Source organism: Seleniivibrio sp. (genome assembly GCF_021209385.1).
In the GTDB taxonomy this organism is placed as follows: domain Bacteria; phylum Chrysiogenota; class Deferribacteres; order Deferribacterales; family Geovibrionaceae; genus Seleniivibrio.
Genome location: NZ_JAJOIL010000022.1, coordinates 49,352 through 68,220, shown reverse-complemented (window position 1 = coordinate 68,220; position 18,869 = coordinate 49,352). Strand labels below are relative to the sequence as shown.

General features: G+C 40.6%; 15 protein-coding genes and 2 tRNA genes. 8 read left to right on the top strand and 9 right to left on the bottom strand.

The genetic code is table 11. The annotated features are described in order from the left end of the window. Positions 1-367 precede the first annotated feature (367 nt). On the top strand, positions 368-1,213 hold the full coding sequence (locus tag LRY47_RS06635) for a hypothetical protein (RefSeq protein WP_295223600.1): 846 nt from the start codon (positions 368-370) through the stop codon (positions 1,211-1,213). Here the strand turns inward: LRY47_RS06635 and LRY47_RS06630 are convergent. From LRY47_RS06630 to LRY47_RS06620, 3 genes are all read right to left on the bottom strand, one after another. After that, positions 1,210-2,511, bottom strand: coding sequence for an RNA-binding domain-containing protein (locus LRY47_RS06630; RefSeq protein WP_295223599.1), 1,302 nt, complete (start codon positions 2,509-2,511; stop codon positions 1,210-1,212). The two genes, LRY47_RS06635 and LRY47_RS06630, sit on opposite strands and share 4 nt — an antisense overlap. 265 nt (positions 2,512-2,776) lie before the next feature. After that, positions 2,777-2,850, bottom strand: a tRNA-Arg gene (locus tag LRY47_RS06625). A gap of 47 nt (positions 2,851-2,897) precedes the next feature. After that, positions 2,898-4,112, bottom strand: a complete 1,215-nt coding sequence (locus LRY47_RS06620) for an HDOD domain-containing protein (RefSeq protein ID WP_295223598.1) — start codon at positions 4,110-4,112, stop codon at positions 2,898-2,900. A gap of 219 nt (positions 4,113-4,331) precedes the next feature. Here LRY47_RS06620 and LRY47_RS06615 point away from each other — a divergent pair, with 219 nt between their 5' ends. From LRY47_RS06615 to LRY47_RS06605, 3 genes are all read left to right on the top strand, one after another. After that, positions 4,332-4,682 (top strand): response regulator, encoded by a 351-nt coding sequence (locus tag LRY47_RS06615; RefSeq protein ID WP_295223597.1) that lies wholly within the window; start codon positions 4,332-4,334, stop codon positions 4,680-4,682. 263 nt (positions 4,683-4,945) lie between these two features. Next, positions 4,946-5,962 carry a 3-deoxy-7-phosphoheptulonate synthase gene (aroF, locus tag LRY47_RS06610; RefSeq protein ID WP_295223595.1) on the top strand — a complete coding sequence of 339 codons (1,017 nt, stop codon included), beginning with the start codon at positions 4,946-4,948 and terminating at the stop codon, positions 5,960-5,962. Positions 5,963-6,066: 104 nt separating this feature from the next. After that, positions 6,067-6,139 (top strand) — tRNA-Phe (locus LRY47_RS06605). A 295-nt stretch (positions 6,140-6,434) separates the two neighbouring features. Here the strand turns inward: LRY47_RS06605 and LRY47_RS06600 are convergent. From LRY47_RS06600 to LRY47_RS06585, 4 genes are all read right to left on the bottom strand, one after another. Continuing rightward, positions 6,435-7,556 (bottom strand): restriction endonuclease subunit S, encoded by a 1,122-nt coding sequence (locus LRY47_RS06600; protein WP_295223657.1) that lies wholly within the window; start codon positions 7,554-7,556, stop codon positions 6,435-6,437. 5 nt (positions 7,557-7,561) lie between these two features. Beyond that, positions 7,562-9,604, bottom strand: a complete 2,043-nt coding sequence (locus LRY47_RS06595) for an N-6 DNA methylase (RefSeq protein ID WP_295223594.1) — start codon at positions 9,602-9,604, stop codon at positions 7,562-7,564. Between the two features lie 396 nt (positions 9,605-10,000). Continuing rightward, positions 10,001-10,762 carry a class I SAM-dependent methyltransferase gene (locus tag LRY47_RS06590; protein ID WP_295223593.1) on the bottom strand — a complete coding sequence of 254 codons (762 nt, stop codon included), beginning with the start codon at positions 10,760-10,762 and terminating at the stop codon, positions 10,001-10,003. A gap of 95 nt (positions 10,763-10,857) precedes the next feature. Further along, the gene (locus LRY47_RS06585) at positions 10,858-12,315 is read right to left on the bottom strand and encodes a CDP-glycerol glycerophosphotransferase family protein (protein WP_295223591.1); all 1,458 of its coding nucleotides are present in this window, start codon (positions 12,313-12,315) and stop codon (positions 10,858-10,860) included. Positions 12,316-12,515: 200 nt separating this feature from the next. Between LRY47_RS06585 and exbB the strand changes: the two genes are divergently transcribed. From exbB to LRY47_RS06565, 4 genes are all read left to right on the top strand, one after another. Continuing rightward, complete coding sequence (exbB, locus tag LRY47_RS06580) at positions 12,516-12,941, top strand: TonB-system energizer ExbB (protein ID WP_295223590.1); 426 nt, start codon at positions 12,516-12,518, stop codon at positions 12,939-12,941. Beyond that, positions 12,931-13,302, top strand: coding sequence for a biopolymer transporter ExbD (locus LRY47_RS06575; RefSeq protein WP_295223588.1), 372 nt, complete (start codon positions 12,931-12,933; stop codon positions 13,300-13,302). The genes exbB and LRY47_RS06575 overlap by 11 nt, the downstream gene beginning before the upstream one ends. Then, positions 13,303-14,052 (top strand): TonB family protein, encoded by a 750-nt coding sequence (locus LRY47_RS06570; protein WP_295223587.1) that lies wholly within the window; start codon positions 13,303-13,305, stop codon positions 14,050-14,052. 185 nt (positions 14,053-14,237) lie between these two features. After that, entirely contained in the window at positions 14,238-16,100 is a 1,863-nt protein-coding gene (locus LRY47_RS06565) for a methyl-accepting chemotaxis protein (protein ID WP_295223586.1), read from the top strand. Positions 16,101-16,402: 302 nt separating this feature from the next. On the opposite strand, the gene LRY47_RS06560 is transcribed toward LRY47_RS06565, so the two are convergent. Then, complete coding sequence (locus LRY47_RS06560) at positions 16,403-18,319, bottom strand: putative nucleotidyltransferase substrate binding domain-containing protein (protein ID WP_295223585.1); 1,917 nt, start codon at positions 18,317-18,319, stop codon at positions 16,403-16,405. A 128-nt stretch (positions 18,320-18,447) separates the two neighbouring features. After that, a complete protein-coding gene (locus LRY47_RS06555; protein WP_295223584.1) occupies positions 18,448-18,825 on the bottom strand; it encodes a hypothetical protein in 378 nt (125 codons plus the stop codon). Between the last annotated feature and the right edge of the window lie 44 nt (positions 18,826-18,869).

Sequence of the window (18,869 nt, the reverse complement as noted above, 5' to 3'; positions counted from 1 at the left end):
ACAAAAGAAACGTTTTTTACTTACATAAAAAAATCCGAGATACTTACAGTACCTCGGATTCTATTCACGCGCCTGAAGAGATTCCAGCAGGCTCGGAGCAGAAACAGCTCCATAAAATAGTGTCGCTGTTTTTGAACTCCTAACCTTTTGATCCGTAGAAAACCGATACAAAGAAAATTATGCTTATTTATCAACTTACTTCAAATTAATTTGAAGCATTTTTGAAGCAGCAACAATATCTGCTTGAAGTAACATTTATTGTAGTATAATTCAAAGTGGTCATTTGAGAAACTTAAAAACAAAAAATGCGTACTTAATTATCATCAATACGACCTATTAAGCGTATATGGCGGAGAAATAAGCTACAGTGAAAAAATTTAACTTAAAAGATAAAAAACTAATATCTGACATTGAACTTCATGATCAAGAAATTAATGCATTATTCCCTTTAACCGAGAGAATACAAAATGCTACAGTTGCATTATTTAAATGCCATAAAATGAAAAAACCTGAATTAATTGGATCAGGGGTACTATTTAACATATTAAGCCATTATTTCCTTTTCACAGCCGCACATGTTTACACTAGCAACATTGGTATTGCACTTAAAACTGAGCCAATTTTTGAAATCCAAAAAAGTGATTGGTTCTCATCTTTAGATGGGCAATCAGGCACTCATGAAGATGACAATATTGATGCCGCAGTATGTTATTTTTTAACAGATATTCCTGAAGAATTGAAAAAAAATGCTTTGATGCTTGACGATGTTGATACTGGTCGGCATGACGAAAATAGCACTTATTTTATAAGCGGCTATCTAATTTCAAAATTATCCAGACCGACTTATGATCGTTGTATCGCAAATGGCATTCATTTTAATACATCAGAAAGTCATGGTTCATATGATGTATATGATATTAATAGAAAAACACATCTGGCTACTGTTTATAAAAAATATGCCATTAAAAATTCTGAACAACGAACAATGTTTAAGCCAAATGGACTAAGCGGAGGATCAATGTCAAGAATTATAGTAGATGACGCAACTAAAGAAAAGAAATGTGTATTGTCTGCAATAGTCGTTGAACATAAACCAGAAGAACGGCTTAAAGCTGGTTGTATTGTTGGCTCAAGAATTCAGTATCATCTTTCATACATTTGGGAGTACATGCCCGAGTTAAGATTAGCGATAGATAATAGCAATATTTTTTAATCCTTAATAATCCACTTCCCGCCGAACGTGCCTTGTCTTTCGATATAGCCGTTCTCACGCAGGAATCTGATGTTGTTTTCTATGGCTGTTTCAGAAATCCCAATCTTTTCAGACAATTGAGGTGTAGATATTTCAGGATTCTCAATCATTAGCATCACGATTTTCTTCCTGTTTTCGTTCAAGTCCCCCAACTTGTTCCCCAAGTTGTCCCCCAACTTGTCCCCCAACCTCATTCTGGACGTAAAGGTGGTCTTCAGGAAGTTATCCGTAAACATGAATATGCTTTCGTCATACTTCTCAAGGATTCTGGGGATGCCGGAACCAAGCTGTTCCACGAGGTCGAGGTCTTTGAAAACCCTCATCAGCTCTTTGTTTCTCGGAGCGGAATATCCCGCCAGAAACTCCTCTTTCGTAAAAGAATAAGGCAATCCTCCGGCAGAGGTGATTTCTATCCTGTCGGGGAATATCTCAAAAACAGGCGGGCGTTCATTGGAATAGTCGTTATGTACAATGGCGTTGATTATCGCTTCTCTGAGAGCCTTCGGGTCATATGGTCTGCTCTCTATCCGTTCTTTAGACGTTATCTGAGCAACGGTTTTGTTTTCAAGTTCCAGTTTATCAAGCACCTGCTTAGTTGCCTTCACCAGAGAACAGTAGCCGTATTCATTGTTTTCTATAAGCTCTGCTTTTGTTAAAGTGCCGTACTTTGCAACCTTTATAGATATGCTATTGTTATCGGCAAGGAGATATGCAGCGTAGTTGTATTTCTCGTCTTTAGTCAGCAGTTCGAGATTGTATGCGAACTGGTCGTTAAGCTGTTTGCCCTTTTCCTGATAATAGATTTTGAGCTGTTCAAAAGTAAGTTTATTAATCGGCGATTCAATTTTTCCGATAGAATTTCTGGTACGTTTGGAAAACAGGTCTTCAATCATCCTCTGCGGCATCGGTTCAGCAGAAGAACCAACCCTAAGATAACATCCCTTTTCGGTCATTCCGTTCTTTTTGATGTAATAAGGCTTTTCCGAACCGCTGGCAATGGTGACTTTAATAACTTTATCGTCTTCAACAGACACATCAAAAAGCCCCATCGTTGACGGTTCTATATTGCTTTTTATTCTGTCTTTGATTTTAAGCTGAGTGCCGTCAATATCATCAATGGGGTAATATGCTCCGCCTTTATCAATTCCGAAGTAAATAACACCGCCGTCTTTATAGTTCAAAAAAGCAACGACTTCTTTTTCAAATTTGTTATCATCATTCAGCTGACGTTTGTATTCTATGCGGTTAGTTTCAGTCATATTCAATATTAAACGTAACAAATAAAGATGTAAACAAACAAAAAAGCCGCCGTATCTTCCGATACAGCGGCTCTATATTACGCGCCTGAAGAGATTCGCTTTTTCTGCGGGCACATCCTATGCCCTTGCAAAAGCAAGCCACTTCGCTTACGCAAGCATCCTGCCTGCTCATCCTCCCTATTCGGTCGGCGCTCGGTGTCGTTCGAATCTCTTATTATTCCCATAAAAAAATCCGAGATACTTACAGTACCTCGGATTCTATTCACGCGCCTGAAGAGATTCGAACTCCTAACCTTTTGATCCGTAGTCAAATGCTCTATCCAGTTGAGCTACAGGCGCAGGGAGGGAAGTTATATAGTATTTATATGCCTTTGTCAACAGCCTAATCAATAAACTGCTGCAAAATCTTTTATCTTAATTTCAGTTTCGGTCTTTATTCTTTGTAACTGCTTTTCACTTAACTGTATTCCAGTTTTATTCAAAGCGGCTTTCAGTCCATCGTCGATCTGTTCTGTTCTAAAAAAAACCAGCATATTACATGCGAGATGCAATATCTTGGTTTCGTTCATGAACTGGTTCTCTTTCAAAGTGCCGGAAAACAACAGCGGTATGTAAAACTCTTCCGAGAATTTCCATTTTTTCATAAGAGTGCCGCCTACAAGTATATTGTTCTGTGTCGCCATCTTCCTATAGCTTCCGTCTTTAACATCTTCCGGTCTTTCCCCTGAAAGATAATCTGATATTATCGCAAGGATAAATATCTCGCCTATCTTTGAAAGCAAGCCAACGGAATACATCTGTCCTTTTGCACAGACTTTGAAAAAGTCGGACATAACATAACAAAGAGCGCCGATGATCTGTGAATCCTTAATAGCCTCGCCTATTTCATCTGCATAAAGAAGATTTTTATTTGCTGCCAATGATTTATTTATAAAATTAACCAGGTATGCCTTAATGTTGTTTATGCCAAGCCTCACCAACGCCTTCTGAACATCTGCAATATTTCCGTAACTTCCGCTGAAATATGCAGAGTTTGCCATTCGGATTATACCGGAATGAAGAGCAGGATCAAGCTTTGTCATACCGTCTATGGCCTTGAAAGTTATATTGTCGTGGTCGAGAACGCTTAGAATACGCACGGCACACTCGCCTTCAACAGGCAGGGTTATGTTGCCGCGTGCTAGCATGAATTTTATGTGTTCAAATATTTTTTCAGGAGACCGAGTATTGCCTGTTTCTTTCAGATAGGGTTTGCACACGTTTGATTTTGCAAGCATCTCTGAAAAGTCCAAAGTAACACTCTTGTGACTGATGCTTATCACACGACTGTTTGAGACCTGCTGCATAAGAGATTCATCCACACACACAACGAAAGTGTTCATTCGTCTCTCGTCTAAAAGATCTTTCAGACGGTTATATGTGACCAGATCATCTCTGTTTTCAATAATGACGATCAAAGATGTTATTTTTTTATCTAAAATAGCACGTTTCAGTCCGACGTTAATCGAGTTATAAGCCTCATTGACAACTCCGAGCATATCCATATAAGAGCTGTAAAAGCTTACTATCCTGGGATTAGACCCGATAACTGAACTTTTCATCATTCTCGCAATTTTATATTTTTTATATGCAAAAGTAACATGCATGCATAAAAGCTGCAATATTTTTAATTTTACTAAATATTTTCTGAAAAATGGACAATTAGTTAAGTATAAATTGATTAAAAATTTATAAATAATACACAAAACACCGGAGAAAAAAGCTCTTGTAATATGAAAAATAGTCCATATAATGTTTATCTATCACCGGAGATTATTTTAATGAATATTTTATATGTCGAAGATGAAAAGTTCACGAGGATGCTCGTGAAAAAACTTTTGGAAAAAGAAGAACTATATGTTCACGAAGCGGCAAACGGCGTATTGGGATTAAAGAAATTTCTTGAAGTTAAACCGGATCTGGTCATAACGGATCTTGCAATGCCGGAAATGGACGGCTTTGAAATGATTCACAAGATCAGAGAACATGATTCAACAATTCCAATAATCATAACCACCGCGTACAGGGAAGAGGCTGAAAAAGTATGCTCGCTGGTAAGCGCCTGCATATATAAACCCATTATACGCGAAGATCTTATAGCTGCAATCCACAAGATTGACAAATCAGCTTAAAAATTTTTGTATTGACATGCGTTTCTAATTGGAATATTAGACCCTAAACGGAGAATAACAAATGCTTGGCAGACTTTTTTACGGATTCTTTTTTGGTTTCTTTTTTTATTGCTTTTTTAGCAATAGGAGTGTAGCCGTCTGAGTCCGGTCTGACCAATGATATAAAATTTCCAAAGACCGCGGCGGCTTTACAGGCTCCCGCGGTTTTTTTATGCCTGCGGGGGCGCGTTAAGTCGCTGAAATTTAAATACCGGAGGTATAAAATGATCGTAGTTATGAAAATCGGAGCATCACAGGAAACTATCGCAAGGGTTATTGAAACCGCAGAGGAATCGGGTTTCAGTACGCACATCATCGAGGGCAAGGAAAGAGCCGTAATCGGACTGGTCGGAATCGACGGGCAAAGGGACAAGATAACCGTTATAGGAGAAATGGCAGGCGTTGACAAAGTTATCCCCATCAGCAAACCCTACAAACTGTCCAGCCGCGAGGTTAAAGACGAGCCATCTATAATCGATTGCTGCGGAGTTCTTTTCGGCGGAGAGAACATCCCCGTGATAGCGGGACCCTGTTCAGTTGAATCTGAAGAACAGACAATCAAAACAGCAGAATTCGTAAAAGCAGCCGGAGCATCCATGCTTCGCGGCGGCGCATTCAAACCCCGCACATCCCCCTACGCTTTCCAGGGACTTGCAGAGGAAGGACTCAAAATACTCGCAAAGGCTCGCGAAGTGACAGGTCTGCCTGTGGTAACAGAGGTCACAAACCCGAAATATGTCGATATGGTATACAAATACGCCGATATGTTTCAGGTTGGTGCCAGAAATATTCAGAACTTCGCCCTTCTGACAGAACTTGGCAAAACAGACAAACCTGTTCTTCTGAAACGCGGCATGTCCACAACAATCGAGGAGTTCCTCACGGCCAGCGAATACATCCTCTGCGAAGGCAACAAGAACGTGATACTCTGCGAAAGAGGCTTGAGAACCTTTGAAACAGCCACCAGAAACACACTGGACATCAGCGCAGTGCCTGTTATCAAATCAAAAAGCCACCTGCCCATCATGATAGACCCCAGCCACGCGGCAGGTCATTGGCAATATGTCGGACCTCTCTGCAAGGCAGCGGTGGCTGTAGGTGCTGACGGACTCATAGTAGAAGTACACCCCAACCCTGAAAAGGCATGGTCAGACGGCGCACAGTCGCTCACACCGACACAATTTCTCGAGCTTATGGGCAGCCTGCGCTCGATAGCTCTTGCGGTTGGCAGAACAATATAACGCGCTGATATAAGCGGGAAATATTTTATTGAAAAAATGCAAAATAGATGTTGACATCGAAGGTGTTTTTCGATATTTTTAGACCTCGCTTTTGAGAGCGTACCGCCCAGGTAGCTCAGTCGGTAGAGCAGTGGACTGAAAATCCACGTGTCGATGGTTCGATTCCGTCCCTGGGCATTCAATAAAAAAGGCAACCCTTGTGGTTGCCTTTTTTATTGAATAATCTGACTTGACGGAATCGAAGCCTGCGAACGCCGACCGAAAAGGGAGGATGAGCCGACAGGATGTCGGCGGAAGTGAGTAGGCAGGTCTTTTTGGAGCCCGCACGACGCGGACGAACAAAAAGGATTCCGTCCCATATAAACTACTTTGTGCTGAAGAATATCATAAAAATATAAAGCCTCTGTTTTCGCAGAGGCTTTTGTCGTTAAAGACTATGATGTATAAATGATGTAATTTGTTGTTGTTTTATTTATCCGCTTATAACTGTTTTAGTCGCACTTATCTTCTTGTCTGCATATTCAACAACATCTTTAATAACCAATTTCTGAATGGCAGATATAAGGGTACCCATCTTCGCATAATCTGGCTTATCGTTTAGAGTTGGTAGGGATGCAGTATCTTTCTGTATCTTTTTGTTACTTACGCTATCTCCCCATGAGTATTTATGACTCAAACTTTTAGCAACACATGTTGCTAAAAATAATTGATTAAGTTTTATCTGTTGAGTGTTATCTTTCAGATATAAAACCAGATTATGGCTGTCATTTGAGAAAAAATCATGCTCTTGATAAGTCACCGTAAAAGTTTTACCGCCAATAAATATACAATTACCTTTATCTAAATATTTATTATCATATGCAATATAAGAGCTTACAGCATTATTTTCAGCACTTGCACACAAATATGGTATTTTTCCACTATTTTCAACTATATCTCTAGATAAAATATTTCCTGTGTTCTTAATTTCAAAAATGTCAATCAGGTTGTATTCTTTAAATATACATTTATCATATTCACTTAAAACTTGTTTTTCTTCAGTAGTTAAGGTATAATCTTTTAGGTTGGTGACTGCGAGATATGCCTCCAACTCCGCTATTCTTTCTGCCTCCAACTCCGCTATAAAGCTCTCCATAAACTCAAAATCAATTTCGCCATTTTTTAAGACTGGCAATATAGCTTTCTGTTTTTTGATAATTTCTACACTAAAACTGGAAGAACCCCAAGAAAAAGAAGCAAACGATTTTGTCATTGCCGAAATAAAGAATTGAGCATTCTTTTTACTAAATTTCTTATTTTTCGCCTTCAGGATTTTTATTTTATCTCCAGTGAAATATGGGATTTCTTGATAAAACATTGTAGCGGTATCTTGTCCGAAGGAAATAGTATTCCCTTCATTAAGATAAGATGTATCTTCATTAATAAATCCTCTTTGACCGTTGTTAGAACCCATTCTGACAACATAGGGATATTTACCGCTTTCCAGAATCTCAACTTTGTTTGCGTCAAATCGTTTCTGATAAGAATTAATCTCAAACAAATCCCCAATCTTGAATTCACCCCACTCAACATTTTCTAATCTTTTGTTGAGCAGGGCATCTACTTTCCCAGATTATCACCTTTGTTTTGTGACTTTAAAATATTTGACACTTCCCATGCGAGATAATCGCTGACCGTTTTTTTAAAGTCCTGAAGTGTAGGTACAGTGTCTATCGGAGCGGTCTGATTCCAATCTGTTCCGTTTTTAGGATCGATTGTGCCTTCATAATATTCTTTTTCGGTAAAAATACTCAACTTGCTCCTGCCGAAGCGAACTAAATCAACCACCTCTTCATAGCGTTCTTTTGCTCGATCTGTATCTCTCAGGTTATTGCTTGCTTTTTTTCGGTTAGTTCTAGTGTATCCGTCATTAGAGAAATCGATAAACTTTACTATATCACCCTTTTGATGTTTCTCATTTACCTTAAAAACATACACATTTGTCTGCACGCTGGATTTGCCTATAAATAAGTCTATGGGCATCTTAATACTTGCCAGAAGTGTATGCTTTTCCAGTATCTTTGTTGTGTACTCCTTGGCTTTACCGGAACCTGCGGAGTTTTGAATAATAATTGCCGCATAACCTCTGTTCATCATACCAAGGGCTTTTTCAACAAAGTTCATTCCGTTCCCTTTAGCTGAATAAGGAGGGTTAAGCACAAAAGCATCAGCAGGGAATTTGTCATTTGTTTTACCAAATGCATAATTACCCTCAAAATCCGTTAACGAGTCTTTATTTAAAATATTGGAACTACCATCTCCCATCAATATCATGTTTAGAATAGCCAGCATGTAAACACTTGGAAGTAATTCCAAACCGAGTAGCTGCCTGGCTTTTATTTCAACTTGCTTTTGATTAAGTTGTTCGGGAGAAGTAATTGTCTCTTTCGCATCTTTCAGCATCTCGTTCATAGCGGCAACAAGTAAACCAGCTGAACCAGTGGCAAAATCCCAAACATATGAATCTTTGTTTACTCTTGCTAATTTCACCAAAAACGATGCAACGTATGACGGTGTGAGAACTACATCGTTTAGCTTATCCTGACTGAACCCAAGCCATCCGTACATCTCATTAAACAGTTTTCCGGTAAAATCAGTTGTTAAACCTATTTTGTAATATATTCCCAAGTCGTCTACTATTTTTGTAAAAACTCTTTTGAGCTGGCTTTCTCCGTTCTCAATTTTATTTATATTTTCTGTGGTCAGCGTATTTTGTAATGTTCTAAGGATAAAATCTTTCTTTTCGGCAGGTATTTCTTTTTCATCTAAAAAGGCTTTTATTTTCCTGACTATTATTTCACCATCTGTATTGCCTTTCTCTGTAGAAGATTTCAGGTCTGACTTTTCCAGAGGAGCAACTTTGCCAGGTATCCCAAGTGTTGCTATAATTGAAGCGGCAACAAGATAAACACGATCGTTTTCGCCTAGTCCTTTTTCATTCTGATAAATATCATTATTCAGCTTTACAAGACTGGCATCAATTTCTTTTTCTCTTTGTTCCTTTAACTTATCAATTTCTTCCTGAGATAAATGCAGAGTCTTGACTTTTTCGATAAACGCATCAAAGTTTTTTGGAGCAAGGAATGAAAAATCTGAAAAATCACCAACTTTCTGACCAGCACCAAGATTGCTTTTCGATACATAATACACACCGATTTGATGCTGTATTTTTCCAAACTCGTCTTTATATCCCGTCATCCCTATCGCTATAATATCAGTGTAGCTTGTATGATGGAGCAACGCATTTGCATAGTGTACCGCACCATTAACGGCGTATGAGTTAATATTTTTTAAATTGGGTTCGTTTTTGGCATTTCTATTTTCGACTTGTCCGTCATTATCCAACTTAACTAGTTTATCTTTATAACCTTTATACTCTATAAGAACAGGGTAAAAGTTTAAGTTTTTATCTTTCAGCAGTAGCTTAGCATCTGGGCGATTCGCACCGACTCCACCATTTTTTGTAAAATAATCGGAAAGTGCTTTATCTATTTCAGAATTTAATGACTCTTGCTCTAATTTATAATCTAACTTATAAGACTTTAACCACCCATTAGCTAAGTCCGCAATATTTGGCTCTATTGATTTCGTCTCATTTTTCATTTCAGGTAATCTCCCTATACAAAAAAATGTATTAATTTATGTTTATACCAAAAAGAACTGTCAAAATCTAAAAAAAATATCGGCTCACACACAGCAGGGGGATAGCTCATGCTATATACTGAATTGTTATTTGACCACTCCCAGCCACTCACGCAGATAATTTGCTACACTCAATTTGATTCTTACTATTCTGTAATTGTTAATAACCCAAATTACTCAAATTTTCTTGACATCACAGTCATATACAATATTATATGGCTGTATGTTTTAAAAGCACAAAACACTCAACTATCATAGTAAGAAAAAATTGACGGTAATATCAAAACATGCCAAATAAATTTTCAACAATTATAAATAAATTACAGACGTAATTTGATAGAGGTCCTCTTTTTAATCTTATCTTTTTTGGGCTGTCCAGCACCTTGATGTATATTTTATCTTAAAGACGTCGGGCAGGCTATTCATCATTTCGGTGCTTATTTCTCCGAACAGTTTTCTTCCCCCTTCCGTATCCATATCCCAATATTGGTTCCTGACACTGCGCCATGCATTGATATAGTTCTCTTTCGTCTGCTCGAACCAGAAGTCATGTTCAATATAAAAAATATCACTGAAAAGATGACTGTTTTTTTCTATGACAGGTCTCTGGTCTTCCCGCCGGACACCTCTGGAATATTCAGGAACATATTTAATGATAATATTTTCTGCGATTTCCTGCGTTTTATCGTTAAGATCTCTGTGGTTCCACATACAGGAAAAGCAACCGCCGTCTTTAAGAATTCTGTGGGATTCAGCCAACGCAATATCCCTGTCCATTACATTAAAGCTGCTTCCGAATGTAACCCAGTCCACAGATTTATCCTCTAAACCTGTTACTGTTCCGTTTGCCTTCCTCCACACAACGTCCTGACCGACGGTTCTTTTTATACCCTCCTCACGCATTGCGTCGTTGGGTTCAACAGCATTGACCTTATAACCTCTTTCAAGGAGCATTACAGTCAGGTTTCCTGTCCCCGCGCCTATGTCGGCGACATTCTTTACGCTTTCGCCAATATAAAATTTAAGAACATCAAGCAGTTTTGGAGAATAGTTCGGTCTGTAACAGTAATACGCCGCCTGATGAGTATAATCCCAGTTTTTTTCGACAAGATTAGCCATAAATCCCTCATTACGCTTGGTGATATTTTTAATTATAATCTATATTCAGATCGGTTTTACCAAGCTTATCATTAGGTAAATCCGGCATTTAGCTTTCATATGTAACACCAATCAGGATGTTTTTTCCCTTCGATAATATACTCAATATTGTCAGCAAGATACTCGGCAGATTTGCCTATGTTGAACATGAATTCGTCGCGGAAGTTTTTCAACCCTGACTGAATCACGTCATCAGGGGTTTCAAGAATTTTCTTCGCACAGAAAAGCATCTCATCTATATTTTTCGCAACATGCCCGACCCGTTCCCTGTGTTCTACAAAACTGAGCTTCAGTTCCGTATCTGCAGCTCTAACCACAGACGGGAAGTCAACCGGATTGAAAAAAATCGTGGGTCTGAGAGTAGTCAGAGGAAAATTATAAGCAACAGATGAGATGTCTGATACCAAAAATGTGCTTCTGGAAAAGGTTTCCATGTATGATCCGGAACCGTCATCATATACAAAGTTATTGTTATTAATGCCGTTTAAAATACTGTCAATATGCGGATTTTTATTGTGCAGCGGGTGGATTCTGAAAACAACCCTGTACTCAGGGAAATTTTCCAGAAGAGCTTCAATAATATCCTTGCTATAGCTGGGAAAAGACGTATTGGCTCCGGTAAATTTGACGATATCCTCTTTTCTGACATAATCAGGAGTGGGTGCATACAGTATAGTATCCCTCCTGACCGTTTCCTTTGACATTTCCTTAAATTTAGCCAAATTCTGATCAAAACTTGGATAGCCGCCGGGTATTATGCATCTTTCCCTTTTATCTCCGTAATATTCCTTAACGATAGAGGTAAGTTTTTTTGTGAGTTCAAATGTCGATCGACAGGAAGCAAAATTGAATTCTGAAAAATCGAATTCTGCTTTGTAATATGTTTCGAGTGACACCGAACTATCTGAATTAAGGCTCAACGCTGATGAATAGTCAAGAGCGTGGTGTATGAACAGGCTCTTTGTATTGACCGGAACAGGTACTCCGTCGGTCATAATCATAAGGTCTATCCCTTCCAGCATGGTGATGTGCGCCGGATTGATAAGTAAGGCGCCACCATTATAAAATCCGCTTTCATAGTCTTTGCGGATATGCGTAAGGAAAACCGTTTTTACACCCTTTCCGGAAAGGTGTTCAGGGATGTCCCCCAGCGGTTTTTTAGAGTTCGGGCAAAAAATTGCAACAGTTTTCGCACCATCGGTATTGCCTGCAATTTTCTTTAATCTGCCGTTAAGCATTTTCTTAAGATAGTCTTTGTAATGAAATACCTTGGAAATACCCGCTCTTGCAACTTTTTCATACAGTTCAACACCGTATTTGTCACTGTTAACAACAATTGCCGTGTTTTTGTTTTTCGCGGCTTTTATACCCTCTTCAAAACTCAAAATCCCTTCAGCATGGGAATTATCGTCCATAAGCTCCGTATCAAATCCGTAAAAGCTAAATATATCTGCTGCGTCCCGCCCACCGGCTCCGGCAGGATAAAGGATTATCTTATTGTCTTCACTTTCCATCAATTACCACCTATCCGGATAATACCCGAGGAGGTGTTTTATATCTATCCGTTTTTTCCAACATACCGGACAGCTATAAAATTTATTCATGAATAAGCAAATCATCAAAATAATAGCGATATACATCTTCAAATATAACGCGATTTATGCTAAAAGGAACCTTGATTGTTCAGAAGCTATAATTACCAAGGGGGAACGTAATGGAATGGGTAAATAATTTGGTAGACTACGGAATAATCGGCTTTCTGATCGTTCTGTGCTTCGTTGTCGTCATGCTCTCGGTTGAGCGTATCCTTTTTTTCAGAAGCGTCAAAACGGACAGTTACAAATCCAGAAAAGAGCTTGAACTCGACCTTCAGAAAAACCTGCCTTTCATAGGCACGGTTGCCAGCAACTCACCATATATAGGACTTCTGGGAACTGTTCTGGGAATCATGATGACATTTTACAATGTAGGAACATCCACAAAAATCGACACCGGAAGAATAATGGTAAACCTTTCGCTGGCTCTCAAGGCAACTGCCGTCGGGCTTGTTGTCGCGATAATTGCTGTCGTGCTTTACAACGCTCTCTCCGGAACCACAAAAAAAATGCTCACAAGATGGGATATAAGCAATGAAGGATAGTTTTGTTGAAATTAATGTCATCCCGCTGGTTGACATAATGCTGGTTCTCATCACGATTGTTCTGGTAACTGCAAACTTTCTGGTGAGAGGGGTAATTCCTGTAAATCTGCCCAATGCTGATGCGGAAAATCCTTCGACGGCGGAAACCATGACGCTGGATATGACAGCGGACGGAACCATCTATCTTGAGGGAAAGAAGGTCAGTCTCGAAGATCTGCCCGCCGCGCTTGATGGCAAGGACAAAAACACTCCCATTCTCATAAGTGCGGACAAGGATGCAACTGTTCAGCCTTTTGTTTCTGCCGTTGAGGTACTCAAAAACGGGGGATTCTCAAAAGTCAGTATTCAAACGGAAAGATAAATGAATTATCTGAAAGGTTTTTTTGTTTCTCTTTCTATTCATTTACTGGTTTTTGGTGTTTTCATTTTTGGTGTAAAAAATCTGGGTCATATCAAAGATAATACCAGAACTGTTGATATTTCAGCGTTTACGTTTGAAAAACCGGAAATCAAACCCGTTGTTGAAGAACCAAAAAAGACAGTTTTACCGAAAAAAGAGGAATCGAAACCACCGAAACCCAAAACACTCCCTCCTCAGAAGAAGATTGAGAAGGTAGTTGCTCCGCCAGTTGTACCTGAAAAGGTTCAGGCTCCGGTAGAAATGTCCGAGCCGAAACTTGTAAGTGATACCGGAATGAAAGAATATGTGCCTGTAGCGGTACCGGAAAGCGGTAAACCGGAACCATTCTCAGGCACAGGATACGTCGGCAAACCCTCAGAGGAAACAGCGCAGGAATCCGCACCCGTAAAAAGCACCGGAGGCAACGCGGCTTCAAATTATATGAAGATAAATCTGGACGCTCTGAGAAAAAGCATATACGGAAAACTGATCTATCCCAGACAGGCAAAAATGATGGGACTAAAAGGGGTCACAGACCTTCGTTTCAGAATACTTAAAAACGGATCAGTTGAAAAAATTACAGTATACAAATCAAGCGGCTATACAATTCTGGACGATGCCGCGAGAGATGCTGTGCTGGACGCTGCCCCGCTCCCTGTACCGACGGAGGAAATTACAATAGTTCTATCCGTCAGTTTCACATTGAAATAACTGTCATAAGCCTGCGAAACCGATTCGCAGGCTTTCTTGTTTTAATATAAGAATGATTAAGTTTACAAATTTTTGTTTATTTTCTTCCATATCACACTTTCTTTTTTAAATATTTGCAATATCATAAATCATACACATTATCGAAAAATAGTAATTTATTGCTTATAAACACAAGGAGAAGCACAATGACGGTCAACATGTCTTTGAAAAAAAAGATAATTTTATTAGGAATAACAGTTTTTTCCGGTCTGATACTTATTATTATCAGCACCATCGCAAGCTCAAACAAACTGACAGCTCTCTTTAAAGACAAAGAAGCTGCCCTTGAGATAAAAACTGAGATGCTCTCTCTGAGAAAAAGTGAAAAAGATTTCATGATGCGCAATGATCTGCAATACGCGACCGAATTTGACATACACGCTCAGGTGCTCAAAGATAAACTTGAAGAATTGATGGCAAAAAACTCTGAAAATACCTCTTTGGCAGATATTAATAACCATCTGACCGATTACAAAACAGATTTCGCCGGTATGGTAGAACTGAAAAAGAATATAGGTCTCGATGAGGAAAAGGGATATTACGGAAGCCTGCGCGAAAGAGTCCACAAAGTTGAAGATTTTTCAAAAAAACTGGGACTCACAGAAGTAACAAAAAATATGCTTATGCTCAGACGGCACGAAAAAGACTTCATGCTTCGCCGCAAAGCAAAATATCTGGATTCTTTTAACAAAGACTTCGAGGTTCTTATAAACTCTGTAAAATCAAACGTTTCCGATCCCGCCACGAAATCTGAAATGATCAGTTTGACAGAGAGTTACAAAAATGACTTCACAAAACTTGTTCAGGCGGAAACAGAATTCGGTCTCCAGTCGTCCGACGGAGTACAGGGCAAGATGCGCGAAGCTGCGCACGACCTTGAAACCACTATAGACAAGGTTATTGACGATTTTTCGGCGGAAATAACCTCAAAACAAAAAATGAACATGATTATGAACCTGACTGTGATAATTGCCGTTGCCGCTTTGCTCACTGCAATTTTAACAGGACTTCTGATGAACATCATTTCACTGATTAACAAGCTGAACACAACAACAAAAGAACTGCTGATATTTGCAAATCTGAAAACGGACAGCGCAAAACAGAGCAACTGTGAGATCACAACAATCACCCAACTGCTTGAAAGCTTTAAAAAGAAGGTTTACAACATCATAATAACCGTGACAGAAAGCTCTCACAGCGTCACATCCGGCAACACACAGCTTTCTGCCGCTGCCGAAGAACTTTCATCAACCTTCGTTTCCCAGTCGGAACAGATGACTGCCGCTGCCGGAGCCATGGAAGAGATGTCCGCATCATCCGAGCATGTCATATCCAACATTGAACTTTCAGCCGGCATAAACAAGAAAACACTCAACTCCGCCAACAACGGAACGGAAAAACTTAACATCCTGCTGGAGAATATAAATACAATAGAGCATGACACTAAAAAACTGGCGCAAACCATAACAGGTCTTTCCAACTCCTCCGCAGAGATAGGAAACATCCTTGTCGTTATCAACGATATCGCAGACCAGACTAACCTGCTTGCGCTGAACGCCGCCATTGAGGCAGCCAGAGCGGGCGAAGCAGGACGCGGGTTCGCAGTTGTTGCTGACGAAGTAAGGAAGCTGGCGGAAAAGACCCAACAAGCGATACAAGGCATAAGTTCCATCATCAATACACTGGTGAACGATACGAAATACGCCTCAACCGACATGGAACAGGCTTCTCATACGGTAGAAAACGTCTTCAAAGCGGCAAAGGAAACAGGCGTGTCATTCTCGGAAATAACCGAAACGATAAACGAACTGAACAAAACCAACAACAGCATAGAAGTGGCTGTGAAAGAGCAGGTTTCAGCAATACAGAACATTAACGACAGTTTTCAGGTGCTGGCATCTGGAATAGACGAAAGCACAACAGCGGTCACAGAGATAACGAACACTGTGAACGACCTGCAAAAGCAGGCGGAAGGTCTCAACGCTCTCATAAAGGAATTCAAAATATAAACAAAAAACCTCTGACAAAGGAGGCTTCAAACTGATGACAAACTAGATTTTACGTTTCTATCTCCCCCTTTAGAAAAGGGGGATTAAGGGGGATTTTGATTAAACATCAATCAAATCCACCCCAGCCCTTCTTTACAGAAGCTCTGTACACTAACCGCAGGTTGAATGAGTCTACATTCAATTAATCGTCGAATAGAAACATTCGCATAACGAAATCGAATGTTTTTGCTAAAGGAGGGAGAAAAATGGAAATTATGACTTTGTCAACAACTCTAAAGCCTCCGGCAACGGAGGCTTTTTTATTATCTGCCTATGATTTTAGAAAAATATCTCCGCGTGGAATCCTGTAACTTTCCTGCCGCTTTGAACGCTTCTTTCAGAAGCTCCGCCTCCTGCTCTGTCAAACTGTCGGGATCAAGGAAATGACTAGGTGCAAGTCCGCTGTCTATGCACTTGATTTCATTTTGCAGGCGCAGATATGTGAACGATTCAAACGCAGCCTTAACGTGATCCGCAGTCGCCTTGTTGAATTTTCCAAGCTCTTCGAGCCTGTCAAGTCTGTCTATGGTGCTTACGCCATGAATTCCCTGTTCCAGCATATACATACGCACACAGTCCACTATAAAAATACTTCCGTTCTCTTTCAGCGACAAAAGTCCTTTATGCTCACCGGTTTTATGGGTTATGAATCTGTCCAGCAGACCAAGCGGCACCTTATGTTTATAGTCAAGCTCCATCATCTGATACAGGAACAGCGGATTCGCCTTGATAAGTTTACTCACTGTCTCACGCAAGTCGAAACAAAGCGAACTGTCACCTGCAATGGGCATGAAATCGAAAAATATGGACGAATATCTTACTCTTTGAGGTTCAGGCACCTGAATCCAGCGAGTCACCCGCTCCCGCCATTCACGCAGCCTTCCGCGCCATGCTGGATTGTTGACCATCACCTTACCGTTACAGAGATGATATCCCACCTCCGCCAGTGCCATCACAAGTTTTTCAGAAAACGGCACAAAGAACTTGTCCACAGCTTCGTTAAGCTCTTCGGGATAATCCTCGTACAGAAATCCGTTATCCTGATCAGGTCCCAGAAGCATCTCCTTCCGCCCGCCGCTCCCCATGATAAGGAAACACCAGCGGATATCCGGCATAACGTATCCATCATCCAGCATTGAACGCTTAACTATCTCGAAACAGCGGCGTATCACGCTGTGGTGGACATAGGAGAGTATCTCCATTGTCTCAACGTGAGAACGATTCTCTATCAGAAGAACCCGCGCAACTTTGACGATAGCCTTGTAAACTTCCGCCAGCTCCGCCACAGTTTCCGCCTCGTTGGCTCCGCCCACAAGGAGCATGGATTTCTGACTGCGGAACCGCATGAGATCCTGAATTGAAACTATTCCGGCTATCTCGTCACCTGCCAGCACCGGAAGATGCCTTATACCGTGGCGAAACATGAACGTAGCCGCTTCGTACATATAAGTTTCCGGTGTCATAAAATACGGATTATGCGTCATTACATCCGAAACTGGCAGAGCGGAATGGTTCTGCACATCCCGTGCCAGCACTTTGCGCACCAGATCGCGTTCGGTGATTATGCCTTCCATGAGCCCTTCCCTGTTCGTAACTACAAGCGCCGCAATACCCTCTTCCGTCATCTTAACTGCGACCTTCTGCACGCTATCGTCAACCATACACGTCATAACGGGTCTGGACATTATCTCGCTGAGACGCTTTTGAAAAGGATAAGCCTCCATCTGCGCTGCGGGATCCATTGAATTGCGCTCGACCATTTCTTTATAAAGTTTGCGAACCTGAGAAAAGATAGCTTTGTTAAAGTAATTGGAAATGTCGGGATACTTTCTCGCATTCTCAAGCACTTGCTTCTGTGGGATGAGCAGACATGCGGAATCCTCCGCCGCACGCGCGCCTGCTGTGTATCCGTCGTTGGTGAACACAGGCGTCCATCCGAAATAGCCGCCCTGTGACCTCGTATCGACTACCATCTCCACGCCCTCCGGCGTCTCCACGATGATATCTATTTTTCCGCTGCCTATAAAATACAAATAACCTGACGGCTTGTCCGTCTGAGTAAAAATAATGGTACCCGCCGGAAACTGAACAACCTTAGATGCGCTTATGATATCTGCGACGGCATCTTCAGGAATCCGGTCAAAAGGTGAATATTTGTTTAAATTTTTAACATCGGACATCTGTCACCCCGATTGATTCTATGCAATGGCATATGGGCATGCCTAATGGTATTGTTTAAGTTTAACAAAAAAAGTCCCCTTTCGAGGACTTTTTTTGCTGCAGATTTATCTGGGGAGTTGAGGAATAGTCACTGTAATTCAGCTGCTGCCTCTTTCTTTTTCCTGCCGAAAACAAATGGATGCGCCTGCTGCCTAAGTATGAAATCGGCGAATATTTTCGACCAGATGGTGCTTCCCGCAAGAGCCGACCATGTTTCATAAGGGTAGCCAAGAAAAAGAACACCAACTATAGCCCATGCGGCGGCAAGCCCTCCGGCAAGGTTAATAAAACCGGTGAAAGGCGCCCATTTCTTAGGGTTTTTAGGCAACTCTCCGCGTTTGAGCGCCACCTCTGAGTAATCTTTTTTGATAAAAATACGGTAAGCCCTTCGTGTCCAGAAGAAACAAACGGGAAAAAGAGCAAGAAAAAGTATCCATGTTAAAACTACACTTACATCCAAAACCATCTGCAACTCCTTAATACTTTAAAGGTTCCCCGCCGAAAAACTCC

Bases quoted from the DNA above. Each gene is read 5' to 3' on its own strand.
- LRY47_RS06565 (WP_295223586.1), top strand. From the start codon at position 14,238: ATGACGGTCAACATGTCTTTGAAAAAAAAGATAATTTTATTAGGAATA.
- LRY47_RS06575 (WP_295223588.1), top strand. From the start codon at position 12,931: ATGAAGGATAGTTTTGTTGAAATTAATGTCATCCCGCTGGTTGACATA.
- LRY47_RS06570 (WP_295223587.1), top strand. From the start codon at position 13,303: ATGAATTATCTGAAAGGTTTTTTTGTTTCTCTTTCTATTCATTTACTG.
- LRY47_RS06615 (WP_295223597.1), top strand. From the start codon at position 4,332: ATGAATATTTTATATGTCGAAGATGAAAAGTTCACGAGGATGCTCGTG.
- LRY47_RS06595 (WP_295223594.1), bottom strand. From the start codon at position 9,604: ATGAAAAATGAGACGAAATCAATAGAGCCAAATATTGCGGACTTAGCT.
- exbB (WP_295223590.1), top strand. From the start codon at position 12,516: ATGGAATGGGTAAATAATTTGGTAGACTACGGAATAATCGGCTTTCTG.
- aroF (WP_295223595.1), top strand. From the start codon at position 4,946: ATGATCGTAGTTATGAAAATCGGAGCATCACAGGAAACTATCGCAAGG.
- LRY47_RS06630 (WP_295223599.1), bottom strand. From the start codon at position 2,511: ATGACTGAAACTAACCGCATAGAATACAAACGTCAGCTGAATGATGAT.
- LRY47_RS06620 (WP_295223598.1), bottom strand. From the start codon at position 4,112: ATGAAAAGTTCAGTTATCGGGTCTAATCCCAGGATAGTAAGCTTTTAC.
- LRY47_RS06585 (WP_295223591.1), bottom strand. From the start codon at position 12,315: ATGGAAAGTGAAGACAATAAGATAATCCTTTATCCTGCCGGAGCCGGT.
- LRY47_RS06590 (WP_295223593.1), bottom strand. From the start codon at position 10,762: ATGGCTAATCTTGTCGAAAAAAACTGGGATTATACTCATCAGGCGGCG.
- LRY47_RS06555 (WP_295223584.1), bottom strand. From the start codon at position 18,825: ATGGTTTTGGATGTAAGTGTAGTTTTAACATGGATACTTTTTCTTGCT.
- LRY47_RS06560 (WP_295223585.1), bottom strand. From the start codon at position 18,319: ATGTCCGATGTTAAAAATTTAAACAAATATTCACCTTTTGACCGGATT.